This is a genomic window from Bradyrhizobium elkanii WSM2783, from assembly GCF_000472865.1.
GTDB lineage: Bacteria > Pseudomonadota > Alphaproteobacteria > Rhizobiales > Xanthobacteraceae > Bradyrhizobium > Bradyrhizobium elkanii_A.
The window spans coordinates 46,585-61,916 of record NZ_AXAP01000028.1 but is presented as its reverse complement, the minus strand read 5'-3'; the positions used below and the strand labels follow the sequence as shown (position 1 = coordinate 61,916).

Sequence of the window (15,332 nt, the reverse complement as noted above, 5' to 3'; positions counted from 1 at the left end):
ATCATGGCCGACCAGCAAGCCCAACCCTCCGGTCCCGATCTGTCGCAAGGCGTGGCGCCCTCCGACTTCTCCGGCGCCACTCTGCTCGGCCATGTCGGCGATGAAGACGTATTGCTGGTGCGTTCAGGGTCGGACGTCTTCGCGATCGACGCCCATTGCAGCCATTATCACGGGCCGCTGGCGGAAGGCCTCGTCGTCGGCGAGAGCGTCCGCTGTCCCTGGCATCACGCCTGTTTCGATCTGCGCACCGGCGAGGCTGCACGCGCTCCGGCGTTGAGCACGCTCGCGGTGTGGAAGGTCGAGCACGAAGGCGAGCGCATCTTTGTCCGCGAGAAGCGCGAACAGCCCAAGCCCCGGGTGAAAGGCGTGATCGATGCGCCCGGCCGCATCGTGATCGTGGGCGGTGGCGCGGCGGGATTTGCCGCCGCCGAGATGCTGCGACGACAGGATTATCACGGCAGCATCACGATGCTGAGCGGCGAGGCGGCGGCGCCTGTCGATCGGCCGAACCTGTCGAAGGATTATCTCGCCGGCAGCGCGCCAGAGGACTGGCTGCCGCTGCGTCCGGACGATTTCTATTCTGACGCCGCGATCGATCTGCGGCTCAAGACCAAAGTCGCGTCGATCGATCCTGCTGCGCGCCAGGTCGTGCTCGCCGATGGCAAGGCCTTGCCCTATGACCGGTTGTTGCTGGCGACCGGCGCGGAGCCGGTGCGTCTGTTGATTCCGGGCGCGGACCAGCCCCATGTTCATCTCTTGCGCTCGCTGGATGATTGCCGCGCGATCATCGCTTCCGCGAGCGGCGCGCGCCGCGCGGTTGTGATCGGTGCAAGTTTCATCGGGCTCGAGGTCGCGGCCTCGCTGCGGGCGAGGGATATCGAGGTCCACGTCGTCGGGTTGGAGCAGCGGCCGATGGAGCGCGTGCTCGGGCCCGAAATGGGCGACTTCGTCCGCAGCCTGCACGAAGAGCACGGCGTTGTCTTTCACCTCGGCGACACCGTCACCGCGATCGACGGCAAGCGCGCGAGCCTGCAGAGCGGCGGTGTGCTCGAGGCCGATCTCGTCGTGATCGGCGTCGGCGTGCGGCCGCGTCTCGCGCTGGCCGAAAAGGCCGGGCTTGCGATCGATCGCGGCGTCACCGTCAACGCCTATCTGGAAACCAGCAGCCCCGGCATTTATGCGGCGGGCGACATCGCCCGCTGGCCGGATCCGCATTCCGGTGAGAACATCCGCGTCGAACACTGGGTGGTGGCAGAGCGCCAGGGCCAGCTAGCTGCGCGCAACATGCTGGGCCAGCGCGAAGTCTTCGATGCGGTGCCGTTCTTCTGGAGCCAGCATTACGACGTGCCGATCAACTATGTCGGCCACGCCGAGAAATGGGACGAGATCGACGTCGACGGCGATATCGCTGGGCGGGACTGCGTGGTGCGCTACAAGAGAGGCGGCCGCGTGCTCGCGGTGGCGTCGATCTATCGGGATATTGCGAGCCTCGAGGCTGAACTCGCCATGGAGCGCGGCGCGTTGGCGGCGTAGCCTACCCTCGGTATACTGCCGTCATGCCCGGGCTTGTCCCGGGCATCCACGTCTTTGTTGCTCGAGCAAGTATCTTCGTGGATGGCCGGGACAAGCCCGGCCATGACGAGAGCAGATTACTTCGGCTGCAGCTTCAGCGCTGCCGAGTTGATACAGTAGCGCAGGCCGGTCGGGCCGGGGCCGTCGGGGAAGACGTGGCCGAGATGGCCGCTGCATTTCGAGCACAGTACCTCGGTGCGGACCATGCCGTGGCTGAGGTCAGTCTCCTCGTCGACATGGCTTTCCGCCGCCGGCTGCGTGAAGCTCGGCCAGCCGCAGCCCGAATCGAACTTGGCGTCGGACTCGAACAGCGTCTGGCCGCAGCCGGCGCAGACATAGGTGCCCTTGCGCTGATCGTGCTCGTATTCGCCGGTGAAGGGACGCTCGGTCGCCTTCTCGCGCAGCACCGCATATTGCATCGGCGTCAATTCCTTGCGCCATTCGGCATCGCTCTTGACGACCTTGTCTGGGGTCTTGGTGTCGGACATGAAAGCTCCTTTCTTTGCATCATTGCGAGCCACCGGGTCGGCGCGAAGCGCCGCCCGATGACAGGCTCCGCGAAGCAATCCATGCCGCAACATGCGGAGAGGTGGATTGTTTCGCTTCGCTCGCAATGACGGAAACTATTCCGTCAATTCGTGACCTTGGTGTTCCCGACCAGTGTCGGCTTCTCGATGTAGTTCTCCGCGAAGATCTTCTTCAGGTTCTCGACCTTCGGGATGTCGTTATACGCAATATAGGGTTGGTTGGGGTGCAGCGTCAGGTAGTCCTGGTGATAGGCCTCCGCGGGATAGAACCCCTCGAGCGGCCCGACCTTGGTCACGATCGGTTTCTTGTAGACCTTGGCGGCGTTGAGCTGGGCGATATAGGCCTCCGCCACCTTCTTCTGATCGTCGCTGGTGGCGAAGATCGCCGAGCGGTATTGCGTGCCGGTGTCCGGACCCTGGCGATTCAACTGCGTCGGGTCGTGCACGACCGAGAAGAAGATCTGCAGGAGCTTGCCGTAGGAAACCTGCTTCGGGTTGTACTTGATCTCGACGGATTCCGCGTGTCCGGTCGTGCCGGTGGAGACCATGTTGTAGTCAGCGGTCGCCTTGTTGCCGCCGGCATAGCCGGACACCGCGCTGACGACGCCAGCGGTGTGCTGGAACACGCCCTGTACGCCCCAGAAGCAGCCGCCCGCGAGCACCGCGGTCTGGATGCCATCGGTGGCCTTTGCGTCGAGCGTCGGGACGGGAATGATCACGGCGTCTTCAGCCGCCCGCGAGGGGGCTGCGGCAAGTGCGGCGATGGCCAGCGCGCCGAGGGCGGCAGCGCAGAGCGACAGGCGGCGGAACGGGCGATTGGACATGGTTTCCTCTTTGGATGGGAGGGCCTGGAGCCAGTCTAGAACGGAAGCCGGGTTTCGGAAATCGGGCGGTCTTCCCCTGGATGCCGAAGATACGGGCTGGGGAGGGGGGTGTTACGGCCGGATGGACACGAGTCCGTGAACCTGGGCGGCGCGGCGCGGATGCAAGAGGCACCGCCGGTGGCCTCATCCTTCGAGACGCGCTGCGCGCTCCTCAGGATGAGGGGAAGTGTGGTCGCTCGGAGACGGAGCTGCAGGCGCTTATCCACCCGCCCTCGGGCAACTGCCAAACCCTCATGGTGAGGAGGCGCCAAGCGCCGTCTCGAACCATGAGGCCCGGATCTCGCCCGTGGCCTTACACCACCACGCTCAATCGCTTCGCCGCGCGCGTGATCCCCGTGTACAGCCACCTCGCGCGGCTGTCCTGGAACGCAAAACTTTCGTCGAACAGCACGACGTCGTCCCATTGCGAGCCCTGTGACTTGTGCACGGTGAGCACATAGCCGTAGTCGAATTCGTCGTAGGGCTTGCGCTGTTCCCATGGGATGCTCTCGATGGCGCCGCCGAAGCATTCGCCGCGCACGGAGACCTTGGTGACCTTGTGGCCGAAATCCTCGTCCGGCATCACGCGCATGGTGATGATCTTGGATTTCGATTGTGCGCGCGCTTTCACCCGCCACAGGCCGCCGTTGAACAGGCCCTTCTTGCGGTTGTTGCGCAGGCAGACCAGCTTGTCGCCGGCGACCGGCAAGGGATCCTCGATGTTCTGCCGCTGTCGCATCCGCATGTTGTAGGCGCGGCGGGTGTTGTTGCGGCCGACCAGCACCTGGTCGGCGTTCATGACGCGCTCGGGATCGAGCTCGTTGCGCGGCACCACCTCGCTCTCGCCATGGCGGCCGATCTCGAGCTCGCGGCCTTCGCGGATGTCCATCGACATCCGCACGATCGGATCGTCCTGCGCCTGGCGATGCACCTCGGTCAGCATCGCGTCGGGCTCGGCATTGGTGAAGAAGCCGGCGCCCTGGATCGGCGGAAGCTGCGCGGGATCGCCGAGCACGAGCAGTGGACAGTCGAACGACATCAGGTCGCGGCCGAGCTCGGCATCCACCATCGAGCATTCGTCGATCACGATCAGCTTGGCTTTCGATGCCGGCGCGTCGTCCCACAATTCGAATGTCGGCTGCTCGACGCCGGATTCGCGGGCGCGGTAGATCAGCGAATGGATCGTGGAGGCGCTCTCGCAGCCCTTGTTGCGCATCACCAGCGCCGCCTTGCCGGTGAACGCCGCGAACTTGACCTCGCCATCGACGCCTTCAGCGATGTGGCGTGCGAGCGTGGTCTTGCCGGTGCCGGCATAGCCGAACAGGCGGAAAATCGGCGGCGTGCCGTTCCGGCCGGGTTTTGCCTTGAGCCAGTCGGCGACGGCTTGTAGCGCGGAATCCTGATGCGGCGTAAAGGTGGTCATGGGTCTCGGCGGAGGAGAGGACAAGCGGGCGATCGCCCGCCGACTCAGCCCCTCAACCTAGCCATTCAGGCTGCCGGCGCAAGGTGCCGGCCGGCCGCCCCAGGATACCCAAAGATACCCAAGCCTATTGCCAGCCGGGAACGCCGCGCATATCCGGCAGGTGGTGAGCGATACCCTTGTGGCAGTCGATACAGGTCTTCTCGCCCGTGAACAGGAAGCGCTGATGCGCCACGCTCGCCCGCGGCGACTGCTTGGTGATGTCCATCGATTGCGCGCTGTGGCAGTTGCGGCATTCGAGCGAATCATTGGCCTTGAACCGCGCCCATTCATGCAGCGCGAGCTCGAGCCGATTGTCGACGAACTTGTCGCGGGTGTCGATGCTGCCGAAAAGATGGCCCCAGACTTCCTTGGAGGCCTGCATCTTGCGGGCGATCTTGTCGGTCCAGTTGTGCGGGACGTGGCAGTCCGGGCAGGTCGCGCGCACGCCGGAGCGGTTGGTGAAGTGGATGGTGGACTTCAATTCGGCAAAGACGTTGTCACGCATCTCGTGACAGCCGGTGCAGAATTTTTCGGTGTTGGTCAGTTCCAGTGCGGTGTTGAAGCCGCCCCAGAAGATCACGCCGGCGACGAAACCGGCAAGCACCAAGACGCCGAGCCCGAACACCGAGCTCGGCCGGATCAGCACGTCCCACAGTTCGAGGGCAAAACGCCACGGCCGCGCAAACCAGCCTTGGCCTGGCGGCGCCTTGTCGACGTCGCTCATCGGTGGCCACCGGGTGCTGGGCGATTCAGGATGGTGTCGATGTCGACGAAATCATTGGTCACCGGCGGCGTCGTGACGTTCTGCGGAACGTGACATTCCGTGCAGAAGTACCGACGCGGCGATACCGAGGCGAGGAACTGGCCGTCGCGGTCCATGAAATGGGTGATGCTCACCATCGGCGCCTGCGATTCGCCGGTGCGGGCGCGGGCATGGCAGGACAGGCATTTGTTGCCGTTCATATCGACCTGGTAGCCGTCGATCGAATGCGGGATCACCGGCGGCTGCTCCGGGTAGTTGCGGATCTCCCGTTCAGCGGTGTTGCGCATCGGCGTCATCGGCGGCGCCGGTCCCTCCTCGTTGAGCGGGGCGGGACCGCGCAGGCCGGACGTGACGCCTTGCGCGAGCAGCGAGCTTGAAGCGGCGACAAGCGCAATGGCAAGAACAACGATGGCGGACTTTCCGATCATGTCGTCGTCACCTTCTCGATGCGCACGGCGCATTTCTTGTAGTCGGTCTGCAGCGAAATCGGATCGGTCGCATCCAGCGTCACCTTGTTGATGAGCTTGGATTCATCGAACCAGGGCACGAACACCAGGCCGCGCGGCGGCTTGTCGCGACCGCGGGTCTCCAGCCGGACGCGGATGAAACCGCGGCGGGATTCCACCCTGACCTCGTCGCCGCGGCGCAGCTTCAGATCAGCGGCGTCGTCGGGGTGCATGAAGCAGACGGCTTCAGGAAATGCCCGGTAGAGTTCGGGAACGCGGCGGGTCATGGTGCCGGAGTGCCAATGCTCCAGCACGCGGCCGGTCGAGAGCCAGAACGGAAAGTCCTTGTCGGGCGATTCCGCCGGCGGCTCGTAGGGCAGTGCGAAGATTCGCGCCTTGCCGTCGGGGAAGCCATAGAACTGAACGCCGGTGCCCTGCTGGACGTAGGGGTCGAGCCCCTCGCGGAAGCGCCAGCGGGTCTCCTGGCCGTTGACGACAGGCCAGCGCAATCCGCGCACCTCGTGATAGGTGTCGTACGGCGCGAGGTCGTGGCCGTGGCCGCGGCCGAACGAGGCATATTCCTCGAACAGGCCTTTGTGGACGTAGAAGCCGAACGCCTTCGACTCGTCATTGGCGTAGCCGGCCTCGATGTCGGTGACCGGGAACTTGTCGACCTGGCCGTTGCGGTAGAGGACGTCGAACAGCGTCTTGCCGCGATACTCCGGCATCTTCGCGATCAACTCTTCCGGCCAGACCTCCTCGACCTTGAAGCGTTTGGAGAACTCCATGAGCTGCCAGAGGTCGGAGCGCGCCTCGCCCGGCGCCGACACCAGTTGGTGCCAGGTATGGGTGCGGCGTTCGGCGTTGCCATAGGCGCCTTCCTTCTCGACCCACATCGCCGTCGGCAGGATGAGGTCGGCGGCCAGCGCCGTCACGGTCGGATAGGCGTCCGACACCACGATGAAATTCTCGGGGTTGCGGTAGCCGGGATAGGTCTCCTCGTTGCCGTTGGCGGCGGCCTGCAGGTTGTTGTTGACCTGGATCCAGTAGGCGTTGAGCAGCCCGTCCTTCAGCATTCGGTTCTGCAGCACGGCATGATAGCCGGGCTTGTCGGGAATGGTGCCTTCCGGAAGCTTCCAGATGTGCTCGGCCTTGGCGCGATGCTCCTTGTTGGTCACGACCATGTCGGCCGGCAGGCGGTGCGAGAAGGTGCCGACCTCGCGCGCGGTGCCGCAGGCCGATGGCTGGCCGGTCAGCGAGAACGGGCTGTTGCCGGGCTCGGAGATTTTTCCGGTCAGGAGGTGGATGTTGTAGACGAGGTTGTTGCACCAGACGCCGCGGGTGTGCTGGTTGAAGCCCATGGTCCAGAAGCTCGTGACCTTGACCTTCGGATCGGCATAGAGCTCGGCGAGTGCCTGCAGCCGGCTGAGCGGGACGCCGGCCATGTCGGCCGCTTTCTCCAGCGTGTAGTCGGAGACGAACTTGACGTATTCGTCATAAGTCATGTCCTGGGCATCGCCCGCCTTGGCGCGGCCGGTCGCCTTCTTCTCCAGCGGGTGGTCGGGCCGCAGGCCGTAGCCGATATCGGTCTGGCCGCGCTTGAACAGCGTGTGCTTGTCGACGAAATCCTTGTTGACCCGTCCGGTCTTGACGATGTGGTTGGCGATCGCGTTGAGCAGATAGAGGTCAGTCTGCGGCTTGAACACGAGGCCGATGTCGGCGAGATCGAACGAGCGGTGCTCGAAGGTCGAAAGCACGGCAACGCGCACATGCGGCGCCGAGAGGCGGCGGTCGGCGACCCGGGTCCACAGGATCGGGTGCATCTCCGCCATGTTCGAGCCCCACAGCACGAAGGCATCAGTGGCCTCGATGTCGTCATAACAGCCCATCGGCTCGTCAATGCCGAAAGTGCGCATGAAGCCGACGGCGGTGGAGGCCATGCAATGCCGCGCATTGGGATCGATGTTGTTGGAGCGGAAGCCGGCCTTGAACAGCTTTGATGCCGCGTAGCCTTCGAAGATCGTCCACTGGCCGGAGCCGAACATGCCGATGCCGCTCGGCCCGCGCTTCTTCAGCGCGGCCTTGAACTTCTCCGTCATCACATCGAAGGCCTCGTTCCATGACACTTCGGTGAAATCGCCGTTCTTGTCGTACTTGCCGTCCTTCTTGCGCAGCAAAGGCTTGGTCAGGCGATCATGGCCGTACATGATCTTGGAGAGGAAATAGCCCTTGACGCAGTTCAGGCCGCGGTTGACTTCCGACTTGATGTCGCCGTGGGTGGCGACGACGCGGTTGTCCTTGGTCGCGACCATCACGCTGCAGCCGGTGCCGCAGAAGCGGCACGGCGCCTTGTCCCACTTCATTTCGCTCTCGGCGCGTTCGGTGACGAGGTTGGCGGCACCTGCCGCAACCGGCATGCCTCCGGCGAGCGCCGCCATCGCGGCGGCTTCCAGTTTCAGGACCTGGCGGCGATCCAGCTTGGGGGCGGTCATGGCATTTCCTTCCCTTCATCAAGGGGCGGCCGATCACGTGTCATCACACGTTATCGGCGTCGACGGCGTGGAACACGAGCGAGGCGGAATAGACGTTGGGCAGCGCGGAAATCGTGTTGAGGGTCGCGCCGAGCGAGCTTGCGTCGGGCGCATCCACGACGACCACGAGCTTTCCCTTCTCATCGCGGCCGTAAATCTCGCAGCCGCGCAGTGCCGTGATCGCAGCTTCGGTGGCATCGAGCCGCTCAGGCCGGGTTTGCACGAGGATGCTGGCGATCTCGCCGCCGGGCGGCGGCACGACAGGCTCGGCCTGCAGGACGCGGCCCGTGATGAGCGCTCGGCGGTCGATGGTGGTCTGAGCTCTGATCATGTCGGGTGTTCCTTGAGAAATCGGCTGATCAATGTGGCGGGGGAGGGCCCGGTGGGCCCGCGATCATCTGATAGATCCACACAGCAAGTCCGTAGCTGCCCACCGTGGCCACGGCCAAAGCGGGCATCACAACTGCCGTGAGAAAAAGAAATGCGAAGATCTCCATGCGCCTACGGCGCGGCCTCGCGCTCGCATCGTCGCTGGTTGCCGACATACGTCGTCTCGATTCGATTTGGATTGTGTGGGGGAAGGCCTCGTTGCCTTCCGATAAAAAGTAACGTCGCTGGGATACTTTAGCACTGATCTAAATCAATGCGCGCCAAAACTATATTAGCTCGAAGCGGATTCGGCGGCGCCGCTACCCGCAAGGTTACTGTTTGGTTGCAGCGCGCGTCTTCCGCCATCCGGAATTGGCAAAGGCTGGACTTCGCGCGCCCCGGCAATACACTGCACCAAACAAACAAGACGTACGGGAGCGACGCCATGAAATTCGGCATCTTCTACGAGCTGCAACTGCCGCGTCCGTGGAACGAGGGCGACGAGTTCAAGCTTTACCAGGACGCATTGACGCAGCTCGAGACCGCCGATCGGCTCGGCTACGACTATGCCTGGGTCGTGGAACATCACTTCCTCGAAGAATACTCGCACTCGCCGGCGCCGGAATCGTTCCTGGCTGCGGCAAGCCAGCGCACCCGCAACATCCGGCTCGGGCATGGCATCCTGCAGCTCACGACCAATCATCCCGCGCGTGTCGCAGAGCGGGTCGCAGTCCTCGATCTCCTCAGCAACGGGCGCTGCGAATTCGGCATGGGCGAGAGCGCCTCGATCACCGAATTGACGCCGTTCGGCCGCGATATGGAGACCAAGCGGGAGGTGTTCGAAGAGGCGGTCGCTGCGATCTTCCCGATGTTCACCAAGATCGGCACCGAGCATCACGGCAAATATTTCGATATCCCCTTGCGCAACGTGGTGCCGAAGCCGGTGCAGAAGCCGCATCCGCCGCTCTGGATGGCGTGCTCGCAATTGCCGACCATCGAGCGCGCCGGGCAGCATGGCTTCGGCGCGCTCGGCTTTCAGTTCGTCAGCGCGGACGCGGCGCATGCCTGGGTGCATGCCTATTACAACGCGATCACCAAGCGGCTGAAGAAGCTCGCCGACTACCAGATCAATCCCAACATGGCGCTGGTGTCGTTCTTCATGTGCGCCAAGACGGATGAAGAAGCGCGCGCCCGCGCCGACGGCGCCACCTTCTTCCAGTTCGCGCTGCGCTATTATGGCGCGTCGCAAAACCGGCAGCGGCCGGCGCCAGGCACCGTCAACATGTGGGACGAGTACAACAAATGGAAGCGCGACAATCCGGAAGCGCAGGAAGCCGCACTGCGCGGCGGTCTGATCGGATCGCCTGAAACCATCCGCAGGAAGCTGCGCCGCTTCCGCACCTCGCACATCGACCAGGTGATCCTGCTCAATCAAGCCGGCAAGAACACCCACGACCACATCTGCGAGTCGCTCGAATTGTTTGCCAGCGAAGTGATGCCGGAGTTCCAGCACGATCCCGAGCACGATGCATGGAAGCAGGGCGTGATGAGCGGCGAGATCAAGCTCGAGGAGATCGACACCGAGGCGTTCAGGGATCGTTACGGCAAACTGTCGATCAACCCTGGTTCGCAAGCGGAGAAGGCAGCAGCGAGCGGCTGACAAATTTGTAGGCAGCGCCACACTCCACCGTCATGCCCGCCAACGGATCAGCGCGAAGCGCCGCCCGATGACAGGCTCCGGCGGGCATCCAGTGCGCCGCGGCATTCGGCCCGTGCTCTTGCGCCGGTGGTTACTGGATCGTCTGCTTTCGCTGATGATGACAGCGGAGAGCTGTCTGCATCCCGATTTCGTGAAGGAAATATTTCGCTACGCACAATCCGCGGCTTGAAAGAAACCGCGCGTCCGGTGCCCGATGGCAGTGCGGGCATCGCTATTTTTTCGGGGTCCTCGACAGCCTCATTCGTGCCCCCCATCATTCCCTGACGCCGCATGATGGCGCGCGGATAACGCGCTCGATCGTCAGGAGAATTTTGGTAGTGAAGCGTCGCGAGTTCCTAACACTGTCGCTCGGCTCTGCCGCCGTCGCTGCTTTGCCCTTGCGCGCGCAGGCCGAGGCGGCGCTAAAGGAAATTCGTGTCGGCTACCAGAAGACCGGCGTGCTGGTTATCGCGCGGCAGCGCGCAACCTTGGAAAATCATTTCAAGTCGGCCGGCATCGAGGTGAAATGGGTCGAGTTTTCCTCGGGCCCGCCGATGATGGAAGCGATGAATGTCGGTAGCATCGACTACGGTGCGGTCGGCGACTCGCCACCGGTATTTGCGCAAGCTGCCGGCGCGGCGATCGTTTATGCCGCCGGCCAGCCGATCACCAACGGCCAAGGGATATTGGTGCCGCAGAACTCGGCCATCCGCACGATTGCCGATCTCAAGGGCAAGCGCATCGGCTTCACCAAGGGTTCCAGCGCGCACAACATCGTGGTGCAGACGCTGGAAAAGGCCGGGCTCACCTACAACGATATCACGCCGGTCTATCTGACGCCGCCGGACGCGGGGCCGGCATTCGTCAATGGCAGCATCGATGCCTGGGCGGTCTGGGATCCCTATTTCGCCATCGCCGAGACCAAGCAGAACGGCCGCATCCTGGTGAACTCCTACGAGATCACCAAGACCAACTCGTTCTTCATCGCCAACCGCGACTTTTCGAAAAATCACGGTCCGATCCTGCAACAGATCAACGACGTCATCGCGTCGACCGCGACGTGGGCGGAGGCGCACCGCGACGAAGTGGCCAAATCGCTCAGCGCTGTGACCGGCGTTCCGCTCGACATCCAGACCGTCGCCGCCAATCGCGCCGCGTTCAAGATCGGGCCAGTCACCGATGACATCGTCGCGACCCAGCAGGGCGTTGCCGACCGCTTCTTCAAGCTCGGCCTGATCCCGAAACAGATCGCGATCCGCGACATCGTCTGGCGCAACCCCCAGAGCTGAGTTCATTTCCACGCAGAGGTCATCATGCGACGTATCATTCAACGCTGGATCACCAGCGCGGTGCTTTCAGTCAGCATTGTCGCCGCCGCCGTCAGCGCGTCCTACGGGCAGGAGAAAACCGTCCGCATCGGCTTCCAGAAATACGGCAAGCTGGTTCTGCTCAAGAGCAAGGGCACGCTCGAGGAGAAGCTGAAGGCGGTCGGCTACAAGGTGGTGTGGACCGAATTCCCCTCCGGACCGCCGCTGCTCGAGGCGCTCAATGTCGGCGCGATCGATTTCGGCAACACCGGTGAAGCGCCGCCGATCTTCGCGCAGGCCGCTGGCGCGCCCATCCAATATGTCGCCTATGAGGCGCCGGCGCCGAAAGGCGAAGCGATCCTTGTGCCGAAGGACAGCCCGCTGAAGTCGGTTGCCGATCTCAAGGGCAAGAAGGTCGCGCTGAACAAGGGCTCCAACGTCCATTATCTCCTGGTAAAGGCCCTGGAGAAAGCCGGCGTCAAATATTCCGAGATTGAGCCGGTGTTTCTCGCGCCCGCCGATGCGCGCGCCGCCTTCGAGCGCGGCTCGGTCGATGCCTGGGTGATCTGGGATCCGTTCCAGGCCGCGGCGGAAGCTGCGACCGGCGCGCGCACGCTGGCCGACGGCACCGGCATCGTCTCGAACTACCAGTTCTATTTCTCCTCGAAGAAGTTCCTGGAGAGCGATGCGAAGATCGTCGATCTCGTGCTCGCGCAATTGAGCGAGGTCGATGACTGGGCCAAGGGCGACATCCACGCGGTCGCCGAGCAACTCGCGCCGTCGATCGGCCTTTCGGTGCCGGTGGTCGAGGTGGCGTTGAAGCGCCAGTCCTACGGCATCAAGCCGCTCACCGATTCCGTGATCGCCGACCAGCAGCAGGTGGCGGACACGTTCTTTGCCCTCGGCCTGTTGCCGAAACCCATCAAGATTTCAGACGTCGCGCGGAGGCCCGGATCGTGACTAAGCAACCCAACGCCAACATCCTCTGGTTCCTGCCGACCCATGGCGATGGCCGTTATCTCGGCACCTCTATCGGCGGACGCGAGGTGAACTTCAACTATCTGCGCCAGATCGCGCAGGCGGCCGACCAACTCGGCTATTACGGCGTGCTGCTGCCGACGGGACGAAGCTGCGAGGACTCCTGGGTGGTCGCCTCCGCCGTCGCGCCGCAGACCGAGCGGCTGCGTTACCTGGTGGCGGTGCGGCCCGGCCTGCAGTCGCCAGCCGTCGCCGCACGCATGACCGCGACGCTGGACCGGCTGTCGAACGGACGGCTCTTGATCAACGTCGTCACCGGCGGCGACCCCGTCGAGAACAAGGGCGACGGCATCTTCCTGGCGCATGACGAGCGCTACGAGGTGACGCGCGAGTTCCTCAACGTCTACAACGACCTGCTCGCCGGCAAGACCGTCAATGTCGAGGGCAAGCACATCCGCATCGAGGATGGCCGGCTGTTGTTCCAGCCGATCCAGTCGCCGCGGCCGCCGCTCTATTTCGGTGGCTCGTCGGACGCCGGCATCGACGTTGCGGTCGACACCGTCGACAAGTACCTGACCTGGGGCGAGCCGCCGGCGCAGGTGGCCGACAAGATCGCGCGCGTGAAGGCGGTTGCCGATAACCGCGGCCGCAAGGTCTCCTTCGGCATCCGCCTGCACGTGATCGTGCGCGAGACCAATGCGGAAGCCTGGAAGGCCGCCGACGAATTAATCCAATACGTCACCGACGACACGGTGGCGGCGGCGCAAAAAATCTTCTCGCGCATGGACTCGGTCGGCCAGCAGCGCATGGCGCAATTGCATGGCGGTCGCCGCGACAAGCTCGAGATCAGCCCGAACCTGTGGGCGGGCGTTGGCCTCGTGCGCGGCGGCGCGGGCACTGCGCTGGTCGGCGACGCCCAGACGGTGGCTGCGCGGATCAAGCAGTATCAGGACCTCGGCATCGATACCTTCATCATGTCGGGCTACCCGCACCTCGAAGAGGCCTACCGCTTCGCCGAACTGGTGTTCCCGCTGCTGTCGCTTGAGCATGGCGGCAACGTGACGCCGATCCGCGTCAACACCGGACCGTTCGGCGAGACCATCGGCAACGAGTATCGGCCGCAAAAGCAGGTATCGGAATCATGAGCCTCATCGACAGCCTCCCGCGCGTCCGCGCGCCCAAATTGCCGCGGGCTGACGGCCTGATCCCCTGGATCGTGCCGCTCGCCATCATCGTCATCTGGCAGCTCGCCTGCGTGACCGGCTTTGTGCCCGCGCGCGTGCTGCCGGCGCCGACCGACGTCGCGCTGGCCGGATGGAAGCTCTTGTTGTCGGGTGAGTTGATCCGCAACATCTGGGTCAGCTTTTGGCGCGCCAGCATTGGCTTCCTGATCGGCGGCGCCATCGGCTTTGCTTTCGGCCTCGCCAACGGCCTGTCGCAACTCTCGGCGAAACTGACCGACACCACGCTGCAGATGGTGCGCAACATCCCGCATCTGGCGCTGATCCCGCTGGTCATCCTGTGGTTCGGGATCGACGAGTCGGCAAAACTGTTCCTGGTGGCGCTCGGCGTGTTCTTCCCGATCTATCTCAACACGCTGCACGGCATCCGCACAGTCGATCCGCAACTGATCGAGATGGGCCGCATCTATGGCATGACCGACGGCGAATTGTTCCGTCGCGTGATCTTCCCGGGCGCGCTGCCGTCGATCTTCGTCGGTCTTCGCTTCGCGCTCGGCATCATGTGGCTGACCTTGATCGTGGCCGAGACCATCGCGGCGTCCTCGGGGCTCGGCTACATGGCGATGCAGGCACGCGAATTCATGCTGATCGACGTCGTCGTGCTCTCGATCCTGATCTACGCCTTGCTCGGCAAGCTCGCCGACAGCGCCTCGCGTGCGCTGGAGCGGCTGACGCTGTCCTGGCATCCGGCCTTCCAGAAACACTAAGGAACTGAGGAAGAAATGCAGGAAGTCCTTCGTTTTCGTCCGCTCGAGGCCGAGGCTGTCGCGCGCGAGGATTTTGCCGAGGAGGCGCGTCAGTTCCGCCGCAGCCCCGACATGCCGTCGCGCGGGCTGTCGCTGACCATCCGCGGCTTGCGCAAATCCTTCGGCGACAATGAGGTGCTGCGCGGCATCGACCTGCACATTCCGGCCGGCCAGTCGGTCGCGATCGTCGGCCGCAGTGGCTGCGGCAAGAGCACATTGCTGCGGCTGATCGCGGGGCTGGAGAAGCCGACCGCCGGCAGCATCGGTTTCGGCGAGCAGGCGCGCGCCGAGGATATCCGCGTCATGTTCCAGGAGCCGCGGCTCCTGCCATGGGCGCGCGTGCTGTCGAATGTCGAAGTCGGCCTCGGGCGCGAGCGATCGTCCGCCGATGCGCAGGCGCGCGCCGAGAAGGCACTGGTCGAGGTCGGCCTCGGCGACAAGCGCGGGCAATGGCCTTCGGTGCTCTCGGGCGGCCAGAAGCAACGCGTCGCGTTGGCCCGCGCGCTGGTTAGCCAGCCCCGGGTGCTGGCCTTCGACGAGCCGCTCGGCGCGCTGGATGCGCTGACCCGGATCTCGATGCAGCGGCTGCTCGAGCGGGTCTGGCGCGATCAGGGCTTCACCGCGATCCTGGTGACGCATGATGTCTCGGAAGCGGTGGCGCTGGCCGACCGGGTGCTGGTCATTGAAAACGGCCGCATCGCACACGATTTCAATGTCGACATCGCGCGCCCGCGCGAGCGCGGCTCGGCCGAACTCGCGGCGCTCGAGGGCGCGATCCTGAAGAATCTGCTGGAAGGCACCGAAGACACTTCCGACGATCTGTGAGGC

15 protein-coding genes are annotated in these 15,332 nt (G+C 64.1%); 7 read left to right on the top strand and 8 right to left on the bottom strand.

What is annotated here, in order from left to right; genetic code table 11:
• The first annotated feature begins 3 nt into the window (after positions 1–3).
• Entirely contained in the window at positions 4–1,533 is a 1,530-nt protein-coding gene (locus YY7_RS0123445; RefSeq protein ID WP_028165379.1) for an FAD-dependent oxidoreductase, read from the top strand.
• Between the two features lie 116 nt (positions 1,534–1,649).
• On the opposite strand, the gene msrB is transcribed toward YY7_RS0123445, so the two are convergent.
• The 8 genes from msrB to napE form a co-directional block, all read right to left on the bottom strand.
• On the bottom strand, positions 1,650–2,060 hold the full coding sequence (gene msrB / locus YY7_RS0123440; protein WP_028165378.1) for a peptide-methionine (R)-S-oxide reductase MsrB: 411 nt from the start codon (positions 2,058–2,060) through the stop codon (positions 1,650–1,652).
• A gap of 143 nt (positions 2,061–2,203) precedes the next feature.
• Positions 2,204–2,923 carry a peptide-methionine (S)-S-oxide reductase MsrA gene (msrA, locus tag YY7_RS0123435; protein WP_028165377.1) on the bottom strand — a complete coding sequence of 240 codons (720 nt, stop codon included), beginning with the start codon at positions 2,921–2,923 and terminating at the stop codon, positions 2,204–2,206.
• 352 nt (positions 2,924–3,275) lie between these two features.
• A complete protein-coding gene (locus tag YY7_RS0123430) occupies positions 3,276–4,385 on the bottom strand; it encodes an ATP-dependent DNA helicase (RefSeq protein WP_028165376.1) in 1,110 nt (369 codons plus the stop codon).
• 124 nt (positions 4,386–4,509) lie between these two features.
• A complete protein-coding gene (locus YY7_RS0123425; protein ID WP_028165375.1) occupies positions 4,510–5,148 on the bottom strand; it encodes a NapC/NirT family cytochrome c in 639 nt (212 codons plus the stop codon).
• The gene (locus YY7_RS0123420) at positions 5,145–5,615 is read right to left on the bottom strand and encodes a nitrate reductase cytochrome c-type subunit (protein ID WP_028165374.1); all 471 of its coding nucleotides are present in this window, start codon (positions 5,613–5,615) and stop codon (positions 5,145–5,147) included. Before YY7_RS0123420 ends, YY7_RS0123425 begins: the two co-directional genes overlap by 4 nt.
• A complete protein-coding gene (napA, locus tag YY7_RS0123415; RefSeq protein ID WP_028165373.1) occupies positions 5,612–8,125 on the bottom strand; it encodes a periplasmic nitrate reductase subunit alpha in 2,514 nt (837 codons plus the stop codon). The genes YY7_RS0123420 and napA overlap by 4 nt, the downstream gene beginning before the upstream one ends.
• Positions 8,126–8,168: 43 nt before the next feature.
• Positions 8,169–8,495 carry a chaperone NapD gene (locus YY7_RS0123410; RefSeq protein WP_028165372.1) on the bottom strand — a complete coding sequence of 109 codons (327 nt, stop codon included), beginning with the start codon at positions 8,493–8,495 and terminating at the stop codon, positions 8,169–8,171.
• Between the two features lie 28 nt (positions 8,496–8,523).
• A complete protein-coding gene (napE, locus tag YY7_RS0123405; RefSeq protein WP_028165371.1) occupies positions 8,524–8,709 on the bottom strand; it encodes a periplasmic nitrate reductase, NapE protein in 186 nt (61 codons plus the stop codon).
• A gap of 269 nt (positions 8,710–8,978) precedes the next feature.
• On the opposite strand from napE, the gene YY7_RS0123400 reads away from it, so the two are divergent.
• The 6 genes from YY7_RS0123400 (at position 8,979) to YY7_RS0123375 (ending at position 15,329) form a co-directional block, all read left to right on the top strand.
• A complete protein-coding gene (locus YY7_RS0123400; protein WP_028165370.1) occupies positions 8,979–10,193 on the top strand; it encodes an LLM class flavin-dependent oxidoreductase in 1,215 nt (404 codons plus the stop codon).
• A 377-nt stretch (positions 10,194–10,570) separates the two neighbouring features.
• Positions 10,571–11,521 carry a sulfonate ABC transporter substrate-binding protein gene (locus YY7_RS0123395; RefSeq protein ID WP_028165369.1) on the top strand — a complete coding sequence of 317 codons (951 nt, stop codon included), beginning with the start codon at positions 10,571–10,573 and terminating at the stop codon, positions 11,519–11,521.
• Positions 11,522–11,545: 24 nt separating this feature from the next.
• Positions 11,546–12,499, top strand: coding sequence for a sulfonate ABC transporter substrate-binding protein (locus YY7_RS0123390; RefSeq protein WP_028165368.1), 954 nt, complete (start codon positions 11,546–11,548; stop codon positions 12,497–12,499).
• On the top strand, positions 12,496–13,662 hold the full coding sequence (ssuD, locus tag YY7_RS0123385) for an FMNH2-dependent alkanesulfonate monooxygenase (protein WP_028165367.1): 1,167 nt from the start codon (positions 12,496–12,498) through the stop codon (positions 13,660–13,662). Before YY7_RS0123390 ends, ssuD begins: the two co-directional genes overlap by 4 nt.
• Complete coding sequence (locus YY7_RS0123380) at positions 13,659–14,465, top strand: ABC transporter permease subunit (protein ID WP_028165366.1); 807 nt, start codon at positions 13,659–13,661, stop codon at positions 14,463–14,465. The genes ssuD and YY7_RS0123380 overlap by 4 nt, the downstream gene beginning before the upstream one ends.
• A gap of 15 nt (positions 14,466–14,480) precedes the next feature.
• A complete protein-coding gene (locus YY7_RS0123375; RefSeq protein WP_028165365.1) occupies positions 14,481–15,329 on the top strand; it encodes an ATP-binding cassette domain-containing protein in 849 nt (282 codons plus the stop codon).
• The last annotated feature ends 3 nt before the right edge of the window (positions 15,330–15,332 follow it).